Origin of the sequence: Limosilactobacillus agrestis (genome assembly GCF_014145585.1) — a bacterium.
Lineage (GTDB): Bacteria > Bacillota > Bacilli > Lactobacillales > Lactobacillaceae > Limosilactobacillus > Limosilactobacillus agrestis.
In genome coordinates this window covers 45,623-64,423 of sequence record NZ_JACIVF010000060.1, presented here as the reverse complement: position 1 = coordinate 64,423, position 18,801 = coordinate 45,623, and the positions used below count along the sequence as shown (strand labels likewise).

The window sequence follows — 18,801 nt, the reverse complement described above, 5'->3', positions numbered from 1 at the left end:
CCAACCTCAACTGCTTTAATGAACAATAGTAAGATAACGTGGAACTAGCTTTACGTCGTCACAAGGCTCGAGTATAAATCAGCGTGCCGTGCTAATCATTGTCCTAATTTAGCTCATCGTTTTCCCACTCTCCTTAGTGCAAATGAGTATTTTTTACGTATTTATTATTATAGGGCTAATCGCTAAAGTAATAATTAGTGGTTGAAGGGCCGAAAAATTTCTGCTATTTTATTAATAGTTTGATAATAAAATAGGAATATTTAATATAAAGAGGGATAAACGAAATAATGAAATCAACAACAAAGAAAATTCTTGCATCATCGTTAGGAGTAGCTGGCGCAATGGCAATGGGAACTGTAACTGCTAAGGCTGATACGACTATTACGGTCACTGCTGGTGACAATTTGAACGGGATTGCGCAAAAGTATAATGTTAGTGTAGATGATATTGTAACTGCTAATCACTTGCAAAATAAAGAATTAATTTTTGCAGGGCAAAAATTAACAATCCCAACCAAAGAAAAAAATGAAACCTCGACTAATAATACTGCGAAAAAGGATCAACCTAACAAGAATAGTCAAAGTCTACAAGACTCTGTTAATAAGGCAATGTCCTATTTAGGAACACCTTATGTGTGGGGTGGTAATAAGCCAGGTGGTTTTGACTGTTCTGGTTTAGTTCAATATTGCTATGGGATTCCTCAACGAACAACTTACGAACAACAGGTTTTAGGACCTCATATTCACGATAATGTCTTAAACGCTCCATATGGGGCCCTTGTATTTTACGGTTCTGATGATGCCCCATACCACGTAGCTATTTCGCTTGGTGATGGTCGAATTATTCAGGCTCCAAATGAAAATGAAACAGTTAAGATTACTAACCAACAATACTTCCCTGGAAATTACTACGTTGTTATGCATTAATCTTTCTTTTTGGCTCGCCGTTAATAATTTAAATTAGTAATTATCTTGCGCATCACAAAAGAGTGCTATATACTATTTCAGATTAGAAAGTTTAATGAGGGAGACAAATTGATGGGTATTCAACAGAATAAACGTCCAGTAGTTATTGGCGTTACAGGTGGTTCCGGTAGTGGAAAGACAACGGTAAGTAATAAAATCTATGACCAATTACATGGACAGGCAATTCAGATTATTAACCAAGATACTTACTATAACGATCAGGCAGATATGACAATGGATGAACGTAAGGCAGTAAATTATGATCATCCCCTTGCATTTGATACAGATTTGTTAATTGAGCAGCTAACGGATTTGCGGAGTAATAAGGCGATTGAGATGCCGGTGTATGACTATACCCAATATACTCGTTCTGATAAAACTGTTCATGTAGAACCAACAGATGTCATTATTTTGGAAGGAATCTTAATTCTTGATGATGAACGTTTACGTGATTTAATGGATATTAAGGTTTATGTTGATACAGATGACGATATTCGAATTATTCGTCGAATTCAACGTGATATGGTTGAGCGTGGTCGGTCTCTTGATTCAATTATTACTCAATACTTAGCCACGGTAAAACCAATGTACCATCAATTTGTTGAACCAACTAAACGCTACGCTGACATTATTGTGCCAGAAGGTGGCGAAAACCAAGTTGCAATTGACCTATTATCTACTAAAATCCGTGATATTTTAGTAAAACGAGGACATACTGAATTGCAATAGGTATTTACAAGCTGAAGTAGAAATGGTAATGTTGCACTGGATAAATTATGAGGAGTGTTTATAATGGCTGAAGAAAAAACTTTTCCAATGACCCTTGAAGGGAAGAAAAAGCTTGAAGATGAACTTGAAGAGTATCGTTTGAAGCGTCGACCAGAAGTTATTAAGCGGATAAAGATTGCTCGTAGTTATGGTGATTTATCTGAAAACTCAGAATATGAATCCGCAAAAGATGAACAAGCAATGGTTGAGAGCCGGATTGCTCAAATTGAAAACATGCTTCAATATGCTGAAATTATTGATAATGAAGATGTTGATAAGGATGAAGTATCAATGGGGCGGACAATTACTATTCAAGAATTGCCAGATGAGGAACAAGAAGAATACCAAATTGTCGGTGAATCAGAATCTGATCCATTTAACGGTAAGATTTCTAATGAATCTCCAATGGCAAAAGGATTGCTTGGTCATAAGGTCGGCGAAGTAGTTGAAGTTGAAGTGCCTAATGGGACAATTAAGTTAAAGATTATTAAAGTGGATTAATTAAAATGTTTTAAACGAGATAGAGGAATGTTGTAAATTTCTCTATCTCGTTTTACTTATTGGTATTATTTTCTGGCTATGCTATAGTAAGATGGATGAAAGCGATATCAGATGAATGTTGGAGGGAAAAACATGAAATTGATTATTACTGATGCTGCAAGCCAATGGTTTCGTGATGAAATGGACTTAAAACCAGGGAATGGAATAAAATTTTACGGTAAGACTTATGGTCAAACTGAGGTTCATCACGGCTTTTCACAGGGATTTACCCGTGAAGATAAACCAGTTGAGCCGATTTTAGAGATGCAAAAGGATGGAATTAACTACCACATTGACTCCTTAGATGAATGGTTCTTTAAGGATCTTATAACCACTGTTGACTATGATGAGCAAGCAGACGGACTAGTCTTTCATTTTCAACATGAAAATGGTGATACACCCGATGTAGCTGGGTTTGTTAAAGATGCCGATGACCATTCGGATAATAAGGCCGATGCCTCTACTGGAGCTTCACGGCATTAATTTTTTAATAAAATAAAAGTGAGGCTGAGAAAAACAAAAGTTTTTCTCAGCCTCAACTGCTTTCACGAACAATAGTAAGATAACGTGGAACTAGCTTTGCATCGCCTAAGGCACGAGAAGGTTGTTTGCCACTTCCGTTATTTCTAATTAAACACTGTTTTTCTTTGGTGTTCTTTCTTAACCCACCAACCAGTTAAACCTAGACTTATAACTGTAATTATAAGGCCAGGGATAAGGAAGGGTGGCCGGTAATAAAATTCAACTTGGTGCTTTCCAGGGCTCATCGGAACAGCCATAAAGGTATTAAGCACAGTTTGGGGAGTAGCGGCCTTACCATCTACCTTGACATGCCAGCCTTTAGCAGCAGGAATAGTTGTCATCAATACTTGCTGATTACGCTGGAGATTAACTGTTCCAACGATCCGATTACTACGGTATGAACTAATCTTTAACGGTGATTCTTGGAGAGTCTTTAAGCTTGCCATGAATGGTCGTTGCTTTAATTGATAGATACTAACGTTTTGCATCCAAAGAGCTATCTTCTTTAGTTGCAAATTAATAATGATTTTTTGGCCTTTTTGGTCATGGGCAACGTTAATTACTACTGTATTACGGAAAGTATCATACTGGGTAAATTTTTTGTTATTCATCGTAATTGTGGCATTATCCTCGACATTTGGTCCGAGGGTTAAGTAGTAAGAATCGTTAGTCGGTGGAATGAATTCTAACTGGACTGATGCTGGTTTAAGCAAGTTTTGCTTTCTAAAGATTGTTCCAGTAATTTGCTTAGCGCTTTGAACATTATTGAATTTGACAGAATCAAAGTTTTGAACCGCAAATAGGGAATGAAATGTGGGACGACCGGCAAGAGTTTGGAAGATCTGTGACTGATAATTTAAGGGATCCATTGTAGTTCGATGGAGGTGGAGAATGCCGGTGTTAGCTCCAAATGCAAGTGGGAGAGCGTGCAAGTTCTCACGGAGATTAACTGCAGAGGTTGACCCTACTAATGGATAACTATACCAGTCAGGTCGAAATCCAGAGAGAGGTAAGGCTTGACCGGTCGAAGTATTTCGAGCATTCATTGTGTATTTATAACCAAGAAGAGCATCACTAACTTGGGTTCCGTTAGTATAGGTAACAAACCCGTCCCCATCTGGCTGCCCAATTGCTCCCATGAAGGCTGGAATGGATGGTTCTAAGGTAGAACCAAAATGGTCACCAGAATTAAAATCTGCTTGAAAGGGATCATCCTTAGTTCGCATGAAAGTTTTTGCTATGCGGTAGAATCCCGAATCGTGTTTTTTTAACTTTGTGACACTTTTATCAAGGGCAATGGTGTAGTTACTAAATTCAGGTTGTGAAACGTACGAGATCTTATTAAGTGCCGTATATCCACTCATGGAAATATCGCAGACTGCAAGGAGGATCAGTAACGCATCGTATAAGCGTGGCGAATTTGTTCTGGGAATATAAAGACAACTAACGGCAATTAGTGCAAAACATAGACCAATATTTCGTTGGTTGCTATTAATATACGATAAGTTGAGCGTACCAACATACCAGTAAATTGCGATAATTAGTAGTGTCAGGATAATGGCACTCCGTTTTTTTATTTTAAAATCTGGTTGAAGCACTTTGGCAGCAAGAAAAATACACCAGAAAGAAAAAAGGTACGAAAAACGATAAGGGTACCAAACAGGAAACTGGCCGGCATGCCATAAAAGGTCTAATGGCTCATAGCAGAATGAGAAAATAAAGAAAACTGAGATGGCGCCCCCAATTAAACGTCGACGCAAATCAAAGCGGCTATTGAAAAAGTAAAGACAAGCCCCGAGCATTAGTAGCATTCCAACATAAATGTTAGGCTGACCATTCGGCATTTGATTAAAATTAAATGATCCAGGAACAAGTTTACCAAGCATTTTAGGGGCAAAGTACTCAAAACGGCTGTGAATCTTAGTTTCGGTATACGTCCCTTTACTTTGCATTAATGCGTAGAATGTTGGCAATAAAATAACTGCGGAAATACCAGCTGCAAGAACTGAGCTGCCAAGGTACCGTAGAAAAATCACGCTGCGTTGTCGCCATGAAGCCAATGCCGGCGTCTGCCAGAGGAAGAATAAGAAAGTAAAGATAGCGATCATCCAGCCCATATAATAATTATCAATCAGCATTACTGCTAGCCAAGAGATATAAGTGCCGACCCGCTTTTGATAGATAAGTTTGAGGAGTCCCCAAATAATTAATGGCAAAAGTATTAAAGCGTCTTGCCAAATCATATTTAATTGATTAGCAATCATCCACCCATTCATTGAGTAGACCGTACTGAATGCTAAAATTCGCCATCCCTGTTGTAGTTTAGTTTTTTCCATTAGCCATGCAAAACTCAAGCCTGCTAATCCATAACGGACGAGGGTAATGATGGTGATTCCAGTTACAAGGTGTTGAGCGGGAAAAAATAACAAAATTAAGTTTAATGGGCTTAGCAAATAATACGCATTCGTTCCAAACATTTCGCCACCTAGCCCCTTACTAAATGAATAGAAGAAACTGCTGGGATGGTGGAGAATAGTATTTCGAAGGTAACTAAAAAAATCGACATATTGCTGGCCGAGATCAACGGTCAATAAGCTGCTCTTGCCAAAAGGTGTCATTTGACGGTATGCAAAGTAACAGGCCATCAAAATAACTGGCAATAGGAAACTTGCAATCAAAATTTTGCGTCGATATAAACGATGAAGTTGATATGAAAACACAGCAAATTTCTCCTTCTTTTAATTAAATAAACATATCCACATTATCATATCCTTTTTTGAAATGATATTCATTACTATTGTTCATTAAATTTCATTAAATCATTGGAATAAATTCTTCATTTCTTATAAAATAAAGAGTATTATTTTCACGTTAGTAGTGGTAACTATCTGTTAAAGCAGGTAATTTTTGTTAAAATAGATTCACTACGATGAAGGAGAATTATAAAACTGTGAAATTCTTTGATCGAATAATGAACTTATTTGGTTCACGTACCAAAAAGCGTCAAAATGCGCAGTCAATTATTCCATTCCGGCTGAACATGCTACTATGGATTGTTGGGATCTTATTATTAGCGTTAACTATTCGATTGTTTTATCTTCAAGTTCTGCAGGGAACATCATTTAAAGCAGAAGTAAAGCGATCGGATACAACAACGCAGACGAATAATGTACAACGGGGGATGATTTATGATTCACAAGGAAACGTTCTTGTTGGTAATCAAACTCATCAAGCCATTACCTATACTAAGGGGGCCAATGTAACTACTGATCAGCTCTATCAGATTGCTAATCGTTTAGGAAAATATGTGTCTGTCTCTAATAAAAATTCACGCTTAACTAATCGAAATGAAGAGGATTATTACCTTGCTGATAAAGAGCGCCTTAAGAGTGTTTTGAAACATGTCAAGACTTCAGATACAGATTCTGAAGATACTAAGTACGATAAAGCTCTCGAATATTTGAGTAAACATCCTGATTCATGGGAGCTTACTGATCAGCAAAAGAATAATGCTCGGATTTACGCAGCAATGAGTGGAGCATATTCCCTGTCAACGACTTATATTAAAGAAACAGGTGTTAGTGCTAAAGAGCTTGCAGCGATTGGAGAACACTTGAATGAAATGCCAGGAGTAAAGATCGGCACGTCTTGGACTCGTAACTATCCACAAGGAACAGATATCCAGTCGTTAACGGGGACTGTCTCGACTACTGGTTTGCCAAGTGATGAAGTTAACTCATTGCTTGCTCAAGGATATTCTCGGAACGATAGCGTTGGACAAAGTTATCTTGAAAAGCAGTTCCAATCAACTTTAGCCGGTTCGAAGTCACAAACTGAAGTTACTACTAACGGAAATGATGTAACTAAAGAAAAGACTAAGTACCCTGGTAAGAAGGGTGATAATTTAGTTTTAACGATTAATGCTAAGTTTCAAAAGAAAGTTCAATCAATTCTAAAAAATAATTACTCCGCTGCCGGAAATCAATATTCGACGGGAGTGTACGCAGTTGTTATGAACCCTAATACTGGTGCAATCTATGCGATGGCCGGAATTGATCGTGATCCAGAAACCGGTAAAGAAACCCCAGATGAAATTGGGGCTATTAACCACCCGATTACGATGGGGTCTGTTGTAAAGCCGGCAATGGTCATGGGGGCATTAATGGATGGTGTAATTACGCCAACAAATAATACCTTAACCGATATGCCAATTAAGCTTGCTGGAACTTCATCTAAGGGATCATGGTTTAACCATGGTGGCTCAGCCAATATGGCAATTAATGCAGCAACGGCGCTCGAAGTTTCTTCCAACTCTTACATGATGCAACTACTCATGAAAGAAGCAGGAATGAAGTATTCACCAGACGAGCAAATTACAATGAAACCAAGTATTTTTGCTAAAGCACGGGGGTATTTCAACATGTTTGGCCTCGGTGTCAAAACTGGAATCGACTTACCTGGAGAAACAAGCGGTTATACTGGACCGGCTGACCAAAAGCATATTGGTTCAGCGCTAGATTTGTCATATGGTAACTATGATGGTTATACCTTGATTCAATTGGCTCAATACATGTCAACGATTGCTAACGGTGGTAACCGGATGCGACCATATGTTGTTAAAGAAATTCGTGGTACAAAGTCTAATGGTGAATTAGGACCAGTTGAATATACGACTAAACCACAAGTCCAGTTAACAATTCCTGCATCTAAAGCCGACTTTGACGTTGTTAAACAAGGACTTTATCAAGTGGTTCATGGTTCTAACCGTTATGTTACTGGTAAAGCGTTAGCATCTGTTAAGCCATCCGTATCTGGTAAGACAGGAACTGCGGAAACCTACTACAAGTCTCACTCGACAACTACTTTAAGTTTTGCTGGATATGCTCCATCTGATAACCCACAAGTTGTAGTTGCTTTGGCTATTCCGGGAGCTTCAAATTCCGATGGTGAAGCTAACCTTACAATGGCTAAACAAATTTTTGAAGCTTACTGGAAGACCGTTCAGAGTCCAAAGGGTTTTGGTGATTAACTAAACTGTCAAGGAAATTTCCTTAACAAACTTTGATAAATTACTAGCCAAATAGAAAAATAAATGATATAGTTGTACGAGTTAGGGTTACGATAAATAACCACGTTAAATAAAAGAAATAGTTTGGAGGTCAAAATAATGCGTGTCAACATTACACTTGAATGTACTTCATGCCACGAACGGACTTACTTAACTAGCAAGAACCGTCGTCACAACCCAGATCGTCTTGAATTAAACAAGTACTGTCCACGGGAACAAAAGGTTACATTACATCGGGAAACCAAGTAATGACCAAATAAGGGAGCTGGGAGACCGGCTCTTTTTATTTATTTTTATAAAAAAACGCTTGCATAAATTCCCTCAAGCGGTGATAATAAAACCTGATACCGTTTGTTACTTCACTATAAAGGAGCGGTCATAGCATAATGACTTATTCAAAGAAAGAGTTACGACAAGCATATATTGCGCGCCTTCAACAATTAGATTTAAATACTCGTCTTTACGAAGAGCGAAAATTAGCATCATTGCTATACGATCAACCCGAATGGACAGGTGCTGAGACAATTGCTATTACTTTAAGTCAATCTTTTGAAATTGATACTGCGCCTATTATTCTTCATGCGCGTCATAAGGGTCAACAGATTGTTGTTCCACGTACGTTACCACATCGGCAAATGGAATTTGTTGAATTAAATGAGGATACTGATTTTGATGAGTCATCTTTTGGCATCTTGGAACCTCATGATGGTAAAGTTTATTCTCCAGATGAAATCGATTTGATGGTTGTTCCTGGAGTGGCCTTTACCGCATCGGGTAATAGGTTGGGCTTTGGTGGCGGTTACTATGATCGTTACTTAAAAAACTATAAGGGACCTAAAATTTCAATGGCATTGACAACGCAACTGGCTGAAGAAAACGAATGGGAACCAGAAGCATTTGATCAGCGGATAGATAAAGTGTTGTATTTACCGGAGATCTAAAAGGTGCGGACACAGGGGCTAAAATTAGCGCCCGTGACCTCATCTTAATAATTTTTTAGGTACTAGTTTATGCAGGTAGCTCAACTTTGTTATTGGTGCCCCAATGTTGGAAAACGTTGACTACCTGAAATGTTTTAAGTGGAGCTGTCTTAACGGTAAGTTTGGTAATTTTAACTCTAGAATTGAAGTGATAATTTATGGCAATCGCCTCAAGAAACTACCGCACATTATACGATGTTCAGCAATTATTAAAAGAATTCAATGTGTTTGTATATGTTGGTAAGCGACTTTATGATATTGAGTTAATGGCAATTGAACTTGATAACCTCTATCAATCAGGAGTTGTAGATAATTTAACTTATGCAAAAGCAAAGATTGTTTTGCGTAAAGAGCATCGTGAAGAACAAACGAGAATTAAAAGGGGTAAACTCTATTAACCTTACCCAGGAAAGGAATCATTATGGCTAAGAAATTAATTGGTGTTGACCTTGGTGGTACTACTATCAAGTTTGCAATTTTAACGGAGAACGGTGAGATTCAACAAAAGTGGTCTTTACGAACTAACATTTTGGATGATGGTTCACACATTGTGCCCGACATCATTAACTCAATTAATCACCACCTTGATTTATACAAAATGTCTCGAGACCAGTTTATTGGAATTGGAATGGGAACTCCCGGAACAATTGACCGTGAAAAGGGAACTGTTATTGGTGCCTACAACTTAAACTGGAAGACAACTCAAAACGTTAAAGAAGAGATTGAACAAGGTACTGGGATGCAATTTGCTCTTGATAACGATGCTAATGTTGCCGCACTTGGTGAACGTTGGAAGGGTGCTGGGAATGAAGGTGACGATGTTGCATTTATTACTTTAGGTACCGGTGTTGGTGGTGGACTTATCTCCAATGGTAAGCTTATCCATGGTATTGTTGGTGCCGGTGGTGAAGTTGGTCACATGATTGTTAAGCCTGATGGATACCTTTGTACTTGTGGAAATCATGGATGTTTAGAACAATATGCATCTGCTACAGGAATTGTTCATATCGCTCAAGATAAGGCTGAAGAATATGAAGGTAATAGTCGTTTGAAGGCGATGATCGATAACGGTGACGAAATCACAGCTAAAATTGTCTTTGACCTTGCTAAGGAAAACGACTTTCTTGCTAATACTGTTGTTGATGAGGTTTGTTTCTACCTTGGTTTAGCAACTGCCAACTTAAGTAACGCATTAAACCCTGAATATCTTGTTATTGGTGGTGGAGTTTCTGCAGCTGGTGAATTCCTTTTGAAGCGTGTAAAGCAAAACTTCGAAAAATTTGCCTTCCCAACAGTTCGGACTTCAACTCAATTGAAGTTAGCTGAATTGGGTAATGATGCTGGTGTTATCGGTGCTGCGTCATTAGCTCGGCAGTTTGTAAATGAAGATTAATTTATAAGGGGAAATGATCGTGGTACTTGGAGTTAGCTCTGGCTTGATGATTCTTAATGCTGTCATTATAATCATCTTGTTAGTATGGATTTTTAGCTGGGCATTTCAGACTTACCGTCGAAAGAGATATGCAACTGTCCTTAGTCAAGATGACTTTAAGCAAGGAATGCGAAAAGCACAGGTAATTGACTTGCGACAAGAAAATGACTTTAAACAGGGGCATATTCTTGGTGCACGTAACTTGCCTTACCCATACCTTCGTCAACAATATGGCGAATTGCGAAAGGACATGCCAGTTTACTTATATGATGAAGGAATGACATTAAGTACTCAGGCCGCTGCATTTTTAGGTAAGCATGCGTATAATCACCTTTATATCTTAAAAGACGGTTATCGTGCGTGGGACGGTAAGACTAAAAAGTCCAAGTATTAAGAAAAATATCTTACATGCTTTTTGTCAGGATGGTTGAGAGCTCTAAACAATCATTTGTTAATGTTTGGAATTTAGCCTCTTGTAAAATTTAACCAATAAAAAAAGAGGCTGGGAGAAAAATTCTCTCAGCCTTATTTTTGGATCTTAAATAAAATTAAAGTTGGTGTGCTGAGCGGCCCTTACGGATAGCAGCTCGACGGTTTTGGTCAAACTTTTCTTCTTCTTCTTCCGCTGGCTTAATGACAGTTTTATGGAAAGTAAGAACCCCGCTAGCAATAGCAGCAACTGTTGCCAAGCTACCAACTAAAATACCTTTTGCTAATTGTTTCATAACATAAAACCTCCTCGAATTCTAGGTTACTTCCATTATGCAAGAATTAATGGCGTTTTACCAGTAAGAAGGACAAGTTTTAGCATAAAATTTATAAAAATTGGAGAATTTAGATGAATAAAGTAATTGCAATTGTTGGCCCAACTGCTGTAGGCAAGACCGCGTTGTCAATAAAACTGGCACGTGAATTTGATGGTGAAGTGATTTCTGGTGATTCCATGCAAGTTTATCGTCACCTTGATGTTGGGACGGCAAAGGTTACTCCCAAAGAAATGGGGGAAGTACCACACCATCTCATTGACATTTGTAATATTGAGGAACGCTTTTCCGCGGCCCGTTTTAAGGAACTCGCTGACCGAAAAATAGAGGAAATAGCTCAACGTAATCATTTACCGATTATTGCGGGGGGAACGGGTTTTTATCTTCAAACTCTAACAGATAATCTGGCATTGGGAAGTGATCACTTTGACCAACAAACGCTTGAAATTCGTAACCATTGGAAAAAAGTGGCGGAAGAAAAAGGGGCCAAGTATGTCTGGGAGCAATTAAATGCCCTTGATCCGGTAGCTAGTGCTCAGATCCCAGTATCTAATACTCGCCGGGTAATCCGTGCTTTAGAGGTAATTAAAAAAACAGGCCAACTATTTTCTAATCAGCCACAATTCAAGGCAATTAATGATTTCTTTGTAATTGGCTTAACTACTGATCGTCCGGTTTTATATGAACGAATTAACCAACGAGTCGATTTGATGATTCAAAATGGCTTATTAAAAGAAGCTAAGTGGTTGTTTGACCAAGGAGGAGAAGGTCTTCCCGCGGGAAAGGGAATTGGTTACCATGAGCTATTTCCTTATTTTCGCGGTGAGATTAGTCTTGACGAGGCAGTCGCAAAGATTAAACAGGATTCTCGCCATTATGCTAAGCGCCAGTTAACGTGGTTTAGAAACAAGGCTGATACTCACTGGTTTGATATTTTGCGTCATCCTGATGACATTAATCAAATTAAGCAATTTATAAATGACTGGTTAAAAAAATAAAGCGCAGTGGGGAACATTTTTTTAATTAATATAAAGCACCTAAATAGAATTGACTTATGGGCTGTCTATTGTTATTCTAAGTCACAGTGTTAAGGAGAGAAACAGATGTTAGATGGATTGGTATAGTCATCTATTTCTGTGGATATTGTATGAAAGGGAATGAAATTTTATGGGTAAACACGTATTTACAAAAGATGAAGTTCGCCAAATGGTAAAGGATGAAGATATTCATTTCTTAAGAGTTATGTTTACTGATTTATTGGGAACGATTAAGAGTGTTGATTTACCAGTCAGTCAGCTAGATAAACTAATGGATAACAAAATTATGTTTGATGGTTCTTCAATTGATGGATTTGTTCGAATTGAAGAAAGTGACATGTATCTTTACCCAGACATGTCCACTTGGCTTGCATTCCCTTGGGGTGCTGAACACGGTAAGGTTGCGCGGGTAATCTGCAGTGTTCATAATATTGATGGTACCCCATTTGAAGGTGATCCACGTAATAACTTAAAGCGGGTTCTTGAAGGTATGCGGAAGATGGGCTTTAAAGACTTTAACATTGGTCCTGAACCAGAATTCTTCCTCTTTAAGACTGATGAAAAGGGAAATCCAACTACCAATCTTAATGACAAAGAAAATTACTTTGATATGGAACCATCCGATCCTGGCGAGGATTGTCGTCGTGATATCGTCTTAGCTCTTGAAAAGATGGGCTTTGATGTTGAAGCGGCTCACCATGAAGTTGCTCCTGGTCAGCATGAAGTTGACTTCAAATATTCAGATGCTTTAGAAGCGGCCGATAACATTCAAACATTTAAGTTCGTTGTTAAAACAATTGCTAAAAAGTATGGTTTCCATGCAACCTTTATGCCGAAGCCACTTTCTGGGATTAATGGTTCTGGAATGCACCTCAATATGTCCTTGTTTAATCAAAATGGTAGCAATGCCTTTTATGATGAAAATGATAAAGATAAGCTTTCAGCAACAGCCTACCATTTCTTAGGTGGTTTAATGAAGCACGCTCGGAGCTATACTGCAATTTGTAACCCAATCGTTAATTCATATAAGCGTTTAGTTCCAGGCTTTGAAGCACCCGTTTATGTTGCTTGGTCAACCTCTAACCGTTCACCACTTGTCCGGATTCCAAGTGATCGTGGAATGGGAACACGGCTTGAGTTGCGGTCGGCTGATCCATCAGCTAACCCATACCTTGCAATCGCTGCTGTTCTTGAAGCTGGTTTAGATGGTTTACGTAATAATTTACCACCAATTCATAATGTTGACGAAAATATTTATACTATGACTGAGGCAGAACGAGCTGAAAAAGATATTCATGACTTGCCAGACACTCTACATAATGCATTAAAGTCCTTGGCTAACGATGAGGTTGTCAAAAATTCAATGGGTGAACACCTCTATAATAGCTTTATGGAAGCTAAAACCCGTGAATATGCTTCATATCGTCAACATGTTTCTGACTGGGAACGGCAACACTATATGGAACAATATTAAATTAATAAGTAATGAAAAACACTTGTGCAGGGATTACTTGCTAAGTGTTTTTCATGTGAAATTAACTAGTCAATTGACAAATATGTTGTTTAATATACAATTATATTTGTTGTAATAAAAGCGTATTGTTATAATATAAGGCAGTACGTTTTTAAGGACTGCTAGTTGATCTAGCAATCAATTTTAAATCGAAATATATATTTCGATTAGTTACTAAAGGAGAGTCTTAGATAATGGATCAAAAGGTCAGAGTTCGATATGCACCAAGCCCAACAGGTTTTTTACATATTGGAAATGCTCAATCAGCATTATTTAATTATTTATTTGCACGTCACTTCGACGGAACAATGGTATTACGGATTGAAGATACTGATACCAAGCGGAACGTTGAAGATGGTGAAGCAAGCCAACGTGAAAATCTTCACTGGTTAGGAATTGACTGGGATGAAGGTCCAAATAAGCCAAATCCAAAGTATGCTCCGTACCGTCAAAGTGAACGGAATAAAGAAGGTATTTACCACAAATACATTCAAGAATTGTTGGACAAGGGTATTGCATACAAGGATTACTCAACAGAAGAAGAATTAGCTGAGATGCGTGAACGGCAAAAGGCTAATAATGAACCACCTCATTATGATGGTCGTTGGTATGGTAAAAGTGAAGAAGAACAAAAGGCGGCCGAGGCAAAGGGCTTAAAGCCAACGATTCGTTTCCACTTCCCTAAGGATCATGATTACGAATGGGATGATATTGCCCGTGGTCATGTTTCGTTTAACTCTGATAATCTTGGTGGCGACTTCATCATTGAAAAGAGTGATGGAATGCCAACATATAACTTTGCTGTAGTTGTTGATGATCACACCATGGACATTACTCATGTTTTACGGGGTGCTGATCACATTTCAAACACACCCAAGCAAATTGCCATTTATGAAGCATTAGGCTGGGATCATCCAACTTTCTGTCACATTCCATTGATCTTTAATCCAAAGACTCGTAAAAAGTTAAGTAAGCGTGATAAAGACACCCTTCAATTCATTAGTGAATACAAGAAGCACGGTTACCTTCACGAAGCAATCTTTAACTTTATCGCATTCTTGGGCTGGTCTCCAGTTGGTGAACGTGAAATCTATTCTAAAGAAGAATTAATTAAGGTTTACGATCCAAAGCGGATGTCAAAGGCACCAGCATACTTCGATCAAAAGAAACTTGATTGGATGAATGCTCAATATATTAAGAGTATGTCGGTCGATGAATTAACTGATCGGACAATGGAGTTAATTAAGGAAGGCGAAACTGAAGAAGCTAAGCGCCTTCAAAGTATTCCAGAAGATCAGTTGACTGAATTGCTTAAGAAGACAATTAAAGTTCACCAACGAGATGTTAATAAGCTTCTTGAAGTTATTCAATATGCATGGTCATACTATACAGTTCTTGACCAATCATTCAACTATGATTTGCTTAAGGATAATGAAGACTTCGCTAATGAAGACGTTTTGGCTGTTCTCAAGGGCTTAAAGGCTAAACTTGAAAACGGTGGCGATGACCTTGATTATAGTCAAGCTATTAAGGAAGTAGGTAAGGACACTGGCATTAAGGGTCGCGGTTTATACTTCCCATTAAACCTTGCCTTTACTGGTTCAACTTCTGCACCACAAATCTATGAGATCATGGATATCTATTCTCGTGATACAGATATTGAATTGCTTGATCGGATGATTAAAGCATTCGAAAACTAATTTTATAAAGTTGAGCATAGGACAACAGTTAATCGATGTTGTTCTATGCTTTTTCTTTTAAACTGTCATATAATAAAATATGTAGTTAGTAAAAAAGGGGATCTTAAGTAAAATGGTTGAAATGAGTGAACATATGCGGAAGATCTTAAATGATGTTCCAACGTTGAAAGTATTTGATTTTTCCCAATACGTTTCAAAAATTCCAGGAATTATTAAGTTTACAATTGGTGAACCGGATTTTGATACCCCAGCATATATAAAAAAAGCTGGAATTGAGAGTATTGAAAACAATCGGACTCACTATGCTCCTCAACGTGGAACGGAGGGATTGCGTCAGGCAATTGCTAATACATTAGCTAATAAATATAGTCTTCAGTATGATCCTACAACAGAGATTCTTGTTACCAATGGTGTAACCGAAGGGATCTCAGTTGCAATTACTGCAATTACTAATCCTGGTGATGTAATCCTGGTTCCAACACCTACTTTTTCAATCTACACGCCTGATGTAATGATTGCTGGAGGGACGCCAGTAGAAGTAGATACATCGAAGACTGGTTTTAAACTAACGCCCGCCCTTCTTAAATATTATCTAGATAAATATGGTGATCGAGTAAAGGGAGTTGTTTTCGTTAATCCTTCTAACCCGACTGGAATTGCCTATACTCAAGCGGAAATGAATGAGTTGGCAGCCTTAATTAAGGACAAGCCGATCTTTGCAATCTGTGATGAAATTTATAGTGAACTAAACTATGACGGTGAATACTCAAGCATGGCTAAAATCATGCCAGATCAGACAATCTTAGCAAATGGATTTTCGAAGTCCTATGCAATGACTGGTTGGCGAATTGGTTACCTTTGTGCACCAGCTAAAGTGACCGATCTGCTGTTCAAGGTGCATGCATTTGCCGTAACGGATATCGCGACATTTGTTCAGGACGCTGCAGAGGCCGCTCTAAAGGCTGGGGATGAAGCAACAAAGAAAATGGACGCCCAATATATCAAACGGCGTAACTATATGTATAAGCGGCTTACAGAGATGGGTTTTGAATGCAGTCAGCCAATGGGGGCATTTTATATTTTTGCCAAGATTCCGCCATTCCTCGATCAGGATGACAATAAGCTAATTTATCAACTTGCCAATGAGGCCAAAGTTGCTGTAACGGCTGGATCAAATTTTGGTAAGGGTGGTGAAGGATACTTACGTTTTAGTTATGCAACTGAGATGGACCAAATTAAAGTAGGAATGGATCGCCTCGCAAAATTCTGTAAGCAAGCCCCAAATAATGCATAAAAGAAAAGAGACAGGGATGTTAACAACATCCTGTCTCTTTAAATATATAAGTGAATTGCTTCAAAAGAGTTATTCGCTCAGTTTCTTGGCGTCAGCATCAAGCTTTGCAAAACCAGAACCATCTGGCTTCTTGCTGCTACGCTTTTCCATAGCTTTACGAGCCATTTCCTTACGTTCTTGCTTACTAAGTGCCATAATAACTTCGCCTCTTTTTCTGAAACGCTTCAACAATAACAGTTATCAACATAAGTAAAATAACTGTTACTAATATTATAGTTCAGTCTATCAAAAATGCAATTATCATAATTGTGTCTTATAAAAAGGGAGAATAAGTTGACTTTTGTCTTGAATTTCATTATAATGATTAAAAATAAATTAGAATATTGTTAGAAAAGATGAGTAGTTATATTACGTCCAATACAGAGAGCCATAGGAGCTGAGAGATGGTAGGAAACGAAGTAACGAAGATGGTCTTTAGTTAATTGAGGGAATGAGCCTAATTTAAGAGTAAATTCTCTACGGGGCAGCAGCCGTTATCCATGCTTCTAATTTCAAGCCGAGATTGGAGTTAAGGGTACTTTTTGTACTGAAGACAGGGTGGTAACACGTTATTAACGTCCCTAGGAGCACGATGTTTGTGTTCCTAGGGACGTTTTTGTTTTTCTTTTCTGGCACAAAGGAGGATAAATAAAATGCGACGAAAGGGAAGAACTGGGTTAATTATTTCAATTATTTTAGCAATTATTGTGGTAGTTGGGATTAGTGGTATGGTTCATCAGCGCTTTGGTAAAACTTCAACCGCGACGGTTCGTTTAGGCTTAGTGGGAACGGATTCAGAACCGGTTTGGGATAATGTTCGCAAAAGGTTGAAAAAACAGGGAATTAATATTGAGTATGTGGTTTTCAATGATTATGTTCAACCAGACGTTGCTTTAAAGGAAGGTAAAATCGATATGCACGCATGTCTGACGCGTTATTATTTTGAATCATATAATAAAGAACAAAATGCGCATTTAACTTCAATTGGAAATACTGTAATTTCTCCATTAGGGATCTATTCCAAAAAGTATCAAAAAATTCAGGATCTTCCTGACGGGGCCACCATCGCAATTCCTAATGAACCAACAACACTTGGGCGAGGATTAAATGTCTTACAGGAAGCGGGCTTGATTAAAGTAAAAAAGGGTAGTGGAATTAAGCCATCCTTAAAAGATATTGTAAGTAATCCGAAAAATTTGCAATTTAAGGAAGTTGATCCTGCAACCGCTGCACGAGCATTAAATTCAGTTGATGCCTCAATTATAAATGGAAATTATGCAGTAGCAGCTAAGTTAAATCCAAAGAAGGATTCGATCTATCTTGAACCGATTAATAAAGCTGCCAAACCCTATGTCAATATTATTGCGGTTCAAGAGAAGAACAAGGATAATAAAGTATATAAGAAGATTGTAGCAGCATATCAGACGGAACAAACTGCGGAAGTTATTAACAAGACCTATAAAGGTGCGCAAGAAGCAGCATGGCCAATCTATGGTCGTAATTAAGAAAGGATGGGATTAATATGAGTTTAGACACAGCGATTTTTGCCGGCGGGTGTTTTTGGTGCATGGTTCAGCCGTTTGATACTTATCCGGGAATTGAAAAAGTTGAATCAGGTTACACCGGTGGCAATGTTGTAAACCCAACTTATGAGCAGGTATGTTCTGGGACAACAGGTCATACAGAAGCAGTAAAGATTACATTTGACCCTGATAAAATTTCTTATAAAGACTTGGTAGAGATTTATTGGCACCAAACTGATCCGACTGATGCAAGTGGTCAATTCCAAGATCGAGGAGATAATTATCGTCCTGTAATTTTTGTAAAAAATGATGAGCAACGCAAAACTGCAGCAGAATCGAAAAAGGCTTTACAGGAAAGTGGCCGTTTTGGTGATGCAAAGATTGTAACAACGATTGAGGATGCGCAACCTTTCTATCCAGCAGAAGACTATCATCAGGATTTTTATAAAAAAGATCCACAACGTTTTGCCTTAGAAGAGGCTGGTGGCCGGCAACAATTTGTTAATAAGTATTGGAAAAATAATTAATTACTGATGATATTGTCCAGCGATTAGCGGCAGTCACTAATCCTGAACTTCATATTGATGTTGTTAGATTGGGCTTTGTTCATACAATTGACCGCTAGAGTCGTTTTGCTAAATTATCACTCAGGGCCT

19 protein-coding genes are annotated in these 18,801 nt (G+C 38.2%); 16 read left to right on the top strand and 3 right to left on the bottom strand.

Going from position 1 to position 18,801, the window contains the following annotated elements; translation table 11 throughout:
• Nucleotides 1-287: 287 nt before the first annotated feature.
• From H5R88_RS06595 to H5R88_RS06580, 4 genes are all read left to right on the top strand, one after another.
• On the top strand, nucleotides 288-926 hold the full coding sequence (locus H5R88_RS06595) for a C40 family peptidase (RefSeq protein WP_182600574.1): 639 nt from the start codon (nucleotides 288-290) through the stop codon (nucleotides 924-926).
• A 111-nt stretch (nucleotides 927-1,037) separates the two neighbouring features.
• On the top strand, nucleotides 1,038-1,694 hold the full coding sequence (gene udk / locus H5R88_RS06590) for a uridine kinase (RefSeq protein ID WP_182600573.1): 657 nt from the start codon (nucleotides 1,038-1,040) through the stop codon (nucleotides 1,692-1,694).
• Nucleotides 1,695-1,757: 63 nt separating this feature from the next.
• Nucleotides 1,758-2,234 carry a transcription elongation factor GreA gene (gene greA, locus H5R88_RS06585; RefSeq protein WP_182577807.1) on the top strand — a complete coding sequence of 159 codons (477 nt, stop codon included), beginning with the start codon at nucleotides 1,758-1,760 and terminating at the stop codon, nucleotides 2,232-2,234.
• Between the two features lie 132 nt (nucleotides 2,235-2,366).
• Nucleotides 2,367-2,756, top strand: coding sequence for a HesB/YadR/YfhF family protein (locus tag H5R88_RS06580; RefSeq protein WP_182577808.1), 390 nt, complete (start codon nucleotides 2,367-2,369; stop codon nucleotides 2,754-2,756).
• Nucleotides 2,757-2,899: 143 nt separating this feature from the next.
• On the opposite strand, the gene H5R88_RS06575 is transcribed toward H5R88_RS06580, so the two are convergent.
• A complete protein-coding gene (locus H5R88_RS06575; protein ID WP_182600572.1) occupies nucleotides 2,900-5,515 on the bottom strand; it encodes a YfhO family protein in 2,616 nt (871 codons plus the stop codon).
• A gap of 209 nt (nucleotides 5,516-5,724) precedes the next feature.
• Between H5R88_RS06575 and H5R88_RS06570 the strand changes: the two genes are divergently transcribed.
• The 6 genes from H5R88_RS06570 (at nucleotide 5,725) to H5R88_RS06545 (ending at nucleotide 10,669) form a co-directional block, all read left to right on the top strand.
• Nucleotides 5,725-7,824 (top strand): peptidoglycan D,D-transpeptidase FtsI family protein, encoded by a 2,100-nt coding sequence (locus H5R88_RS06570; protein ID WP_182600571.1) that lies wholly within the window; start codon nucleotides 5,725-5,727, stop codon nucleotides 7,822-7,824.
• Between the two features lie 138 nt (nucleotides 7,825-7,962).
• Complete coding sequence (gene rpmG / locus H5R88_RS06565; RefSeq protein ID WP_003664049.1) at nucleotides 7,963-8,112, top strand: 50S ribosomal protein L33; 150 nt, start codon at nucleotides 7,963-7,965, stop codon at nucleotides 8,110-8,112.
• 137 nt (nucleotides 8,113-8,249) lie between these two features.
• Nucleotides 8,250-8,804 (top strand): 5-formyltetrahydrofolate cyclo-ligase, encoded by a 555-nt coding sequence (locus H5R88_RS06560; RefSeq protein ID WP_182577811.1) that lies wholly within the window; start codon nucleotides 8,250-8,252, stop codon nucleotides 8,802-8,804.
• 197 nt (nucleotides 8,805-9,001) lie between these two features.
• Nucleotides 9,002-9,241: a YqgQ family protein gene (locus tag H5R88_RS06555; protein WP_182577812.1), complete on the top strand. Its 240-nt coding sequence runs from the start codon at nucleotides 9,002-9,004 to the stop codon at nucleotides 9,239-9,241.
• Between the two features lie 23 nt (nucleotides 9,242-9,264).
• The gene (locus H5R88_RS06550) at nucleotides 9,265-10,236 is read left to right on the top strand and encodes an ROK family glucokinase (RefSeq protein ID WP_182577813.1); all 972 of its coding nucleotides are present in this window, start codon (nucleotides 9,265-9,267) and stop codon (nucleotides 10,234-10,236) included.
• Nucleotides 10,237-10,249: 13 nt separating this feature from the next.
• A complete protein-coding gene (locus H5R88_RS06545) occupies nucleotides 10,250-10,669 on the top strand; it encodes a rhodanese-like domain-containing protein (protein WP_182600570.1) in 420 nt (139 codons plus the stop codon).
• A gap of 154 nt (nucleotides 10,670-10,823) precedes the next feature.
• Here the strand turns inward: H5R88_RS06545 and H5R88_RS06540 are convergent, their stop codons facing one another.
• Complete coding sequence (locus H5R88_RS06540; protein ID WP_003664039.1) at nucleotides 10,824-11,000, bottom strand: DUF3042 family protein; 177 nt, start codon at nucleotides 10,998-11,000, stop codon at nucleotides 10,824-10,826.
• A 113-nt stretch (nucleotides 11,001-11,113) separates the two neighbouring features.
• Between H5R88_RS06540 and miaA the strand changes: the two genes are divergently transcribed.
• From miaA to H5R88_RS06520, 4 genes are all read left to right on the top strand, one after another.
• Entirely contained in the window at nucleotides 11,114-12,037 is a 924-nt protein-coding gene (gene miaA / locus H5R88_RS06535; protein WP_182600569.1) for a tRNA (adenosine(37)-N6)-dimethylallyltransferase MiaA, read from the top strand.
• Between the two features lie 169 nt (nucleotides 12,038-12,206).
• A complete protein-coding gene (glnA, locus tag H5R88_RS06530) occupies nucleotides 12,207-13,550 on the top strand; it encodes a type I glutamate--ammonia ligase (RefSeq protein ID WP_182600568.1) in 1,344 nt (447 codons plus the stop codon).
• A gap of 233 nt (nucleotides 13,551-13,783) precedes the next feature.
• Nucleotides 13,784-15,289 (top strand): glutamate--tRNA ligase, encoded by a 1,506-nt coding sequence (gltX, locus tag H5R88_RS06525; protein WP_182577817.1) that lies wholly within the window; start codon nucleotides 13,784-13,786, stop codon nucleotides 15,287-15,289.
• Nucleotides 15,290-15,401: 112 nt separating this feature from the next.
• Nucleotides 15,402-16,583, top strand: coding sequence for an aminotransferase class I/II-fold pyridoxal phosphate-dependent enzyme (locus tag H5R88_RS06520; RefSeq protein ID WP_182600567.1), 1,182 nt, complete (start codon nucleotides 15,402-15,404; stop codon nucleotides 16,581-16,583).
• Between the two features lie 69 nt (nucleotides 16,584-16,652).
• On the opposite strand, the gene H5R88_RS09700 is transcribed toward H5R88_RS06520, so the two are convergent.
• On the bottom strand, nucleotides 16,653-16,778 hold the full coding sequence (locus H5R88_RS09700; protein WP_259393976.1) for a hypothetical protein: 126 nt from the start codon (nucleotides 16,776-16,778) through the stop codon (nucleotides 16,653-16,655).
• A 497-nt stretch (nucleotides 16,779-17,275) separates the two neighbouring features.
• On the opposite strand from H5R88_RS09700, the gene H5R88_RS06515 reads away from it, so the two are divergent.
• Together H5R88_RS06515 and msrA are read left to right on the top strand one after the other, a co-directional pair.
• Complete coding sequence (locus H5R88_RS06515; RefSeq protein WP_182600566.1) at nucleotides 17,276-18,127, top strand: MetQ/NlpA family ABC transporter substrate-binding protein; 852 nt, start codon at nucleotides 17,276-17,278, stop codon at nucleotides 18,125-18,127.
• A gap of 17 nt (nucleotides 18,128-18,144) precedes the next feature.
• Nucleotides 18,145-18,672, top strand: coding sequence for a peptide-methionine (S)-S-oxide reductase MsrA (msrA, locus tag H5R88_RS06510; protein ID WP_182600565.1), 528 nt, complete (start codon nucleotides 18,145-18,147; stop codon nucleotides 18,670-18,672).
• Nucleotides 18,673-18,801: the final 129 nt, after the last annotated feature.

Excerpts from the sequence above, each read along its gene's own strand:
- H5R88_RS06595 (WP_182600574.1), top strand. The coding sequence starts at position 288 with ATGAAATCAACAACAAAGAAAATTCTTGCATCATCGTTAGGAGTAGCT.
- udk (WP_182600573.1), top strand. The coding sequence starts at position 1,038 with ATGGGTATTCAACAGAATAAACGTCCAGTAGTTATTGGCGTTACAGGT.
- greA (WP_182577807.1), top strand. The coding sequence starts at position 1,758 with ATGGCTGAAGAAAAAACTTTTCCAATGACCCTTGAAGGGAAGAAAAAG.
- H5R88_RS06580 (WP_182577808.1), top strand. The coding sequence starts at position 2,367 with ATGAAATTGATTATTACTGATGCTGCAAGCCAATGGTTTCGTGATGAA.
- H5R88_RS06570 (WP_182600571.1), top strand. The coding sequence starts at position 5,725 with ATGAAGGAGAATTATAAAACTGTGAAATTCTTTGATCGAATAATGAAC.
- rpmG (WP_003664049.1), top strand. The coding sequence starts at position 7,963 with ATGCGTGTCAACATTACACTTGAATGTACTTCATGCCACGAACGGACT.
- H5R88_RS06560 (WP_182577811.1), top strand. The coding sequence starts at position 8,250 with ATGACTTATTCAAAGAAAGAGTTACGACAAGCATATATTGCGCGCCTT.
- H5R88_RS06555 (WP_182577812.1), top strand. The coding sequence starts at position 9,002 with ATGGCAATCGCCTCAAGAAACTACCGCACATTATACGATGTTCAGCAA.
- H5R88_RS06550 (WP_182577813.1), top strand. The coding sequence starts at position 9,265 with ATGGCTAAGAAATTAATTGGTGTTGACCTTGGTGGTACTACTATCAAG.
- H5R88_RS06545 (WP_182600570.1), top strand. The coding sequence starts at position 10,250 with ATGATCGTGGTACTTGGAGTTAGCTCTGGCTTGATGATTCTTAATGCT.
- H5R88_RS06540 (WP_003664039.1), bottom strand. The coding sequence starts at position 11,000 with ATGAAACAATTAGCAAAAGGTATTTTAGTTGGTAGCTTGGCAACAGTT.
- miaA (WP_182600569.1), top strand. The coding sequence starts at position 11,114 with ATGAATAAAGTAATTGCAATTGTTGGCCCAACTGCTGTAGGCAAGACC.
- glnA (WP_182600568.1), top strand. The coding sequence starts at position 12,207 with ATGGGTAAACACGTATTTACAAAAGATGAAGTTCGCCAAATGGTAAAG.
- gltX (WP_182577817.1), top strand. The coding sequence starts at position 13,784 with ATGGATCAAAAGGTCAGAGTTCGATATGCACCAAGCCCAACAGGTTTT.
- H5R88_RS06520 (WP_182600567.1), top strand. The coding sequence starts at position 15,402 with ATGGTTGAAATGAGTGAACATATGCGGAAGATCTTAAATGATGTTCCA.
- H5R88_RS09700 (WP_259393976.1), bottom strand. The coding sequence starts at position 16,778 with ATGGCACTTAGTAAGCAAGAACGTAAGGAAATGGCTCGTAAAGCTATG.
- H5R88_RS06515 (WP_182600566.1), top strand. The coding sequence starts at position 17,276 with ATGCGACGAAAGGGAAGAACTGGGTTAATTATTTCAATTATTTTAGCA.
- msrA (WP_182600565.1), top strand. The coding sequence starts at position 18,145 with ATGAGTTTAGACACAGCGATTTTTGCCGGCGGGTGTTTTTGGTGCATG.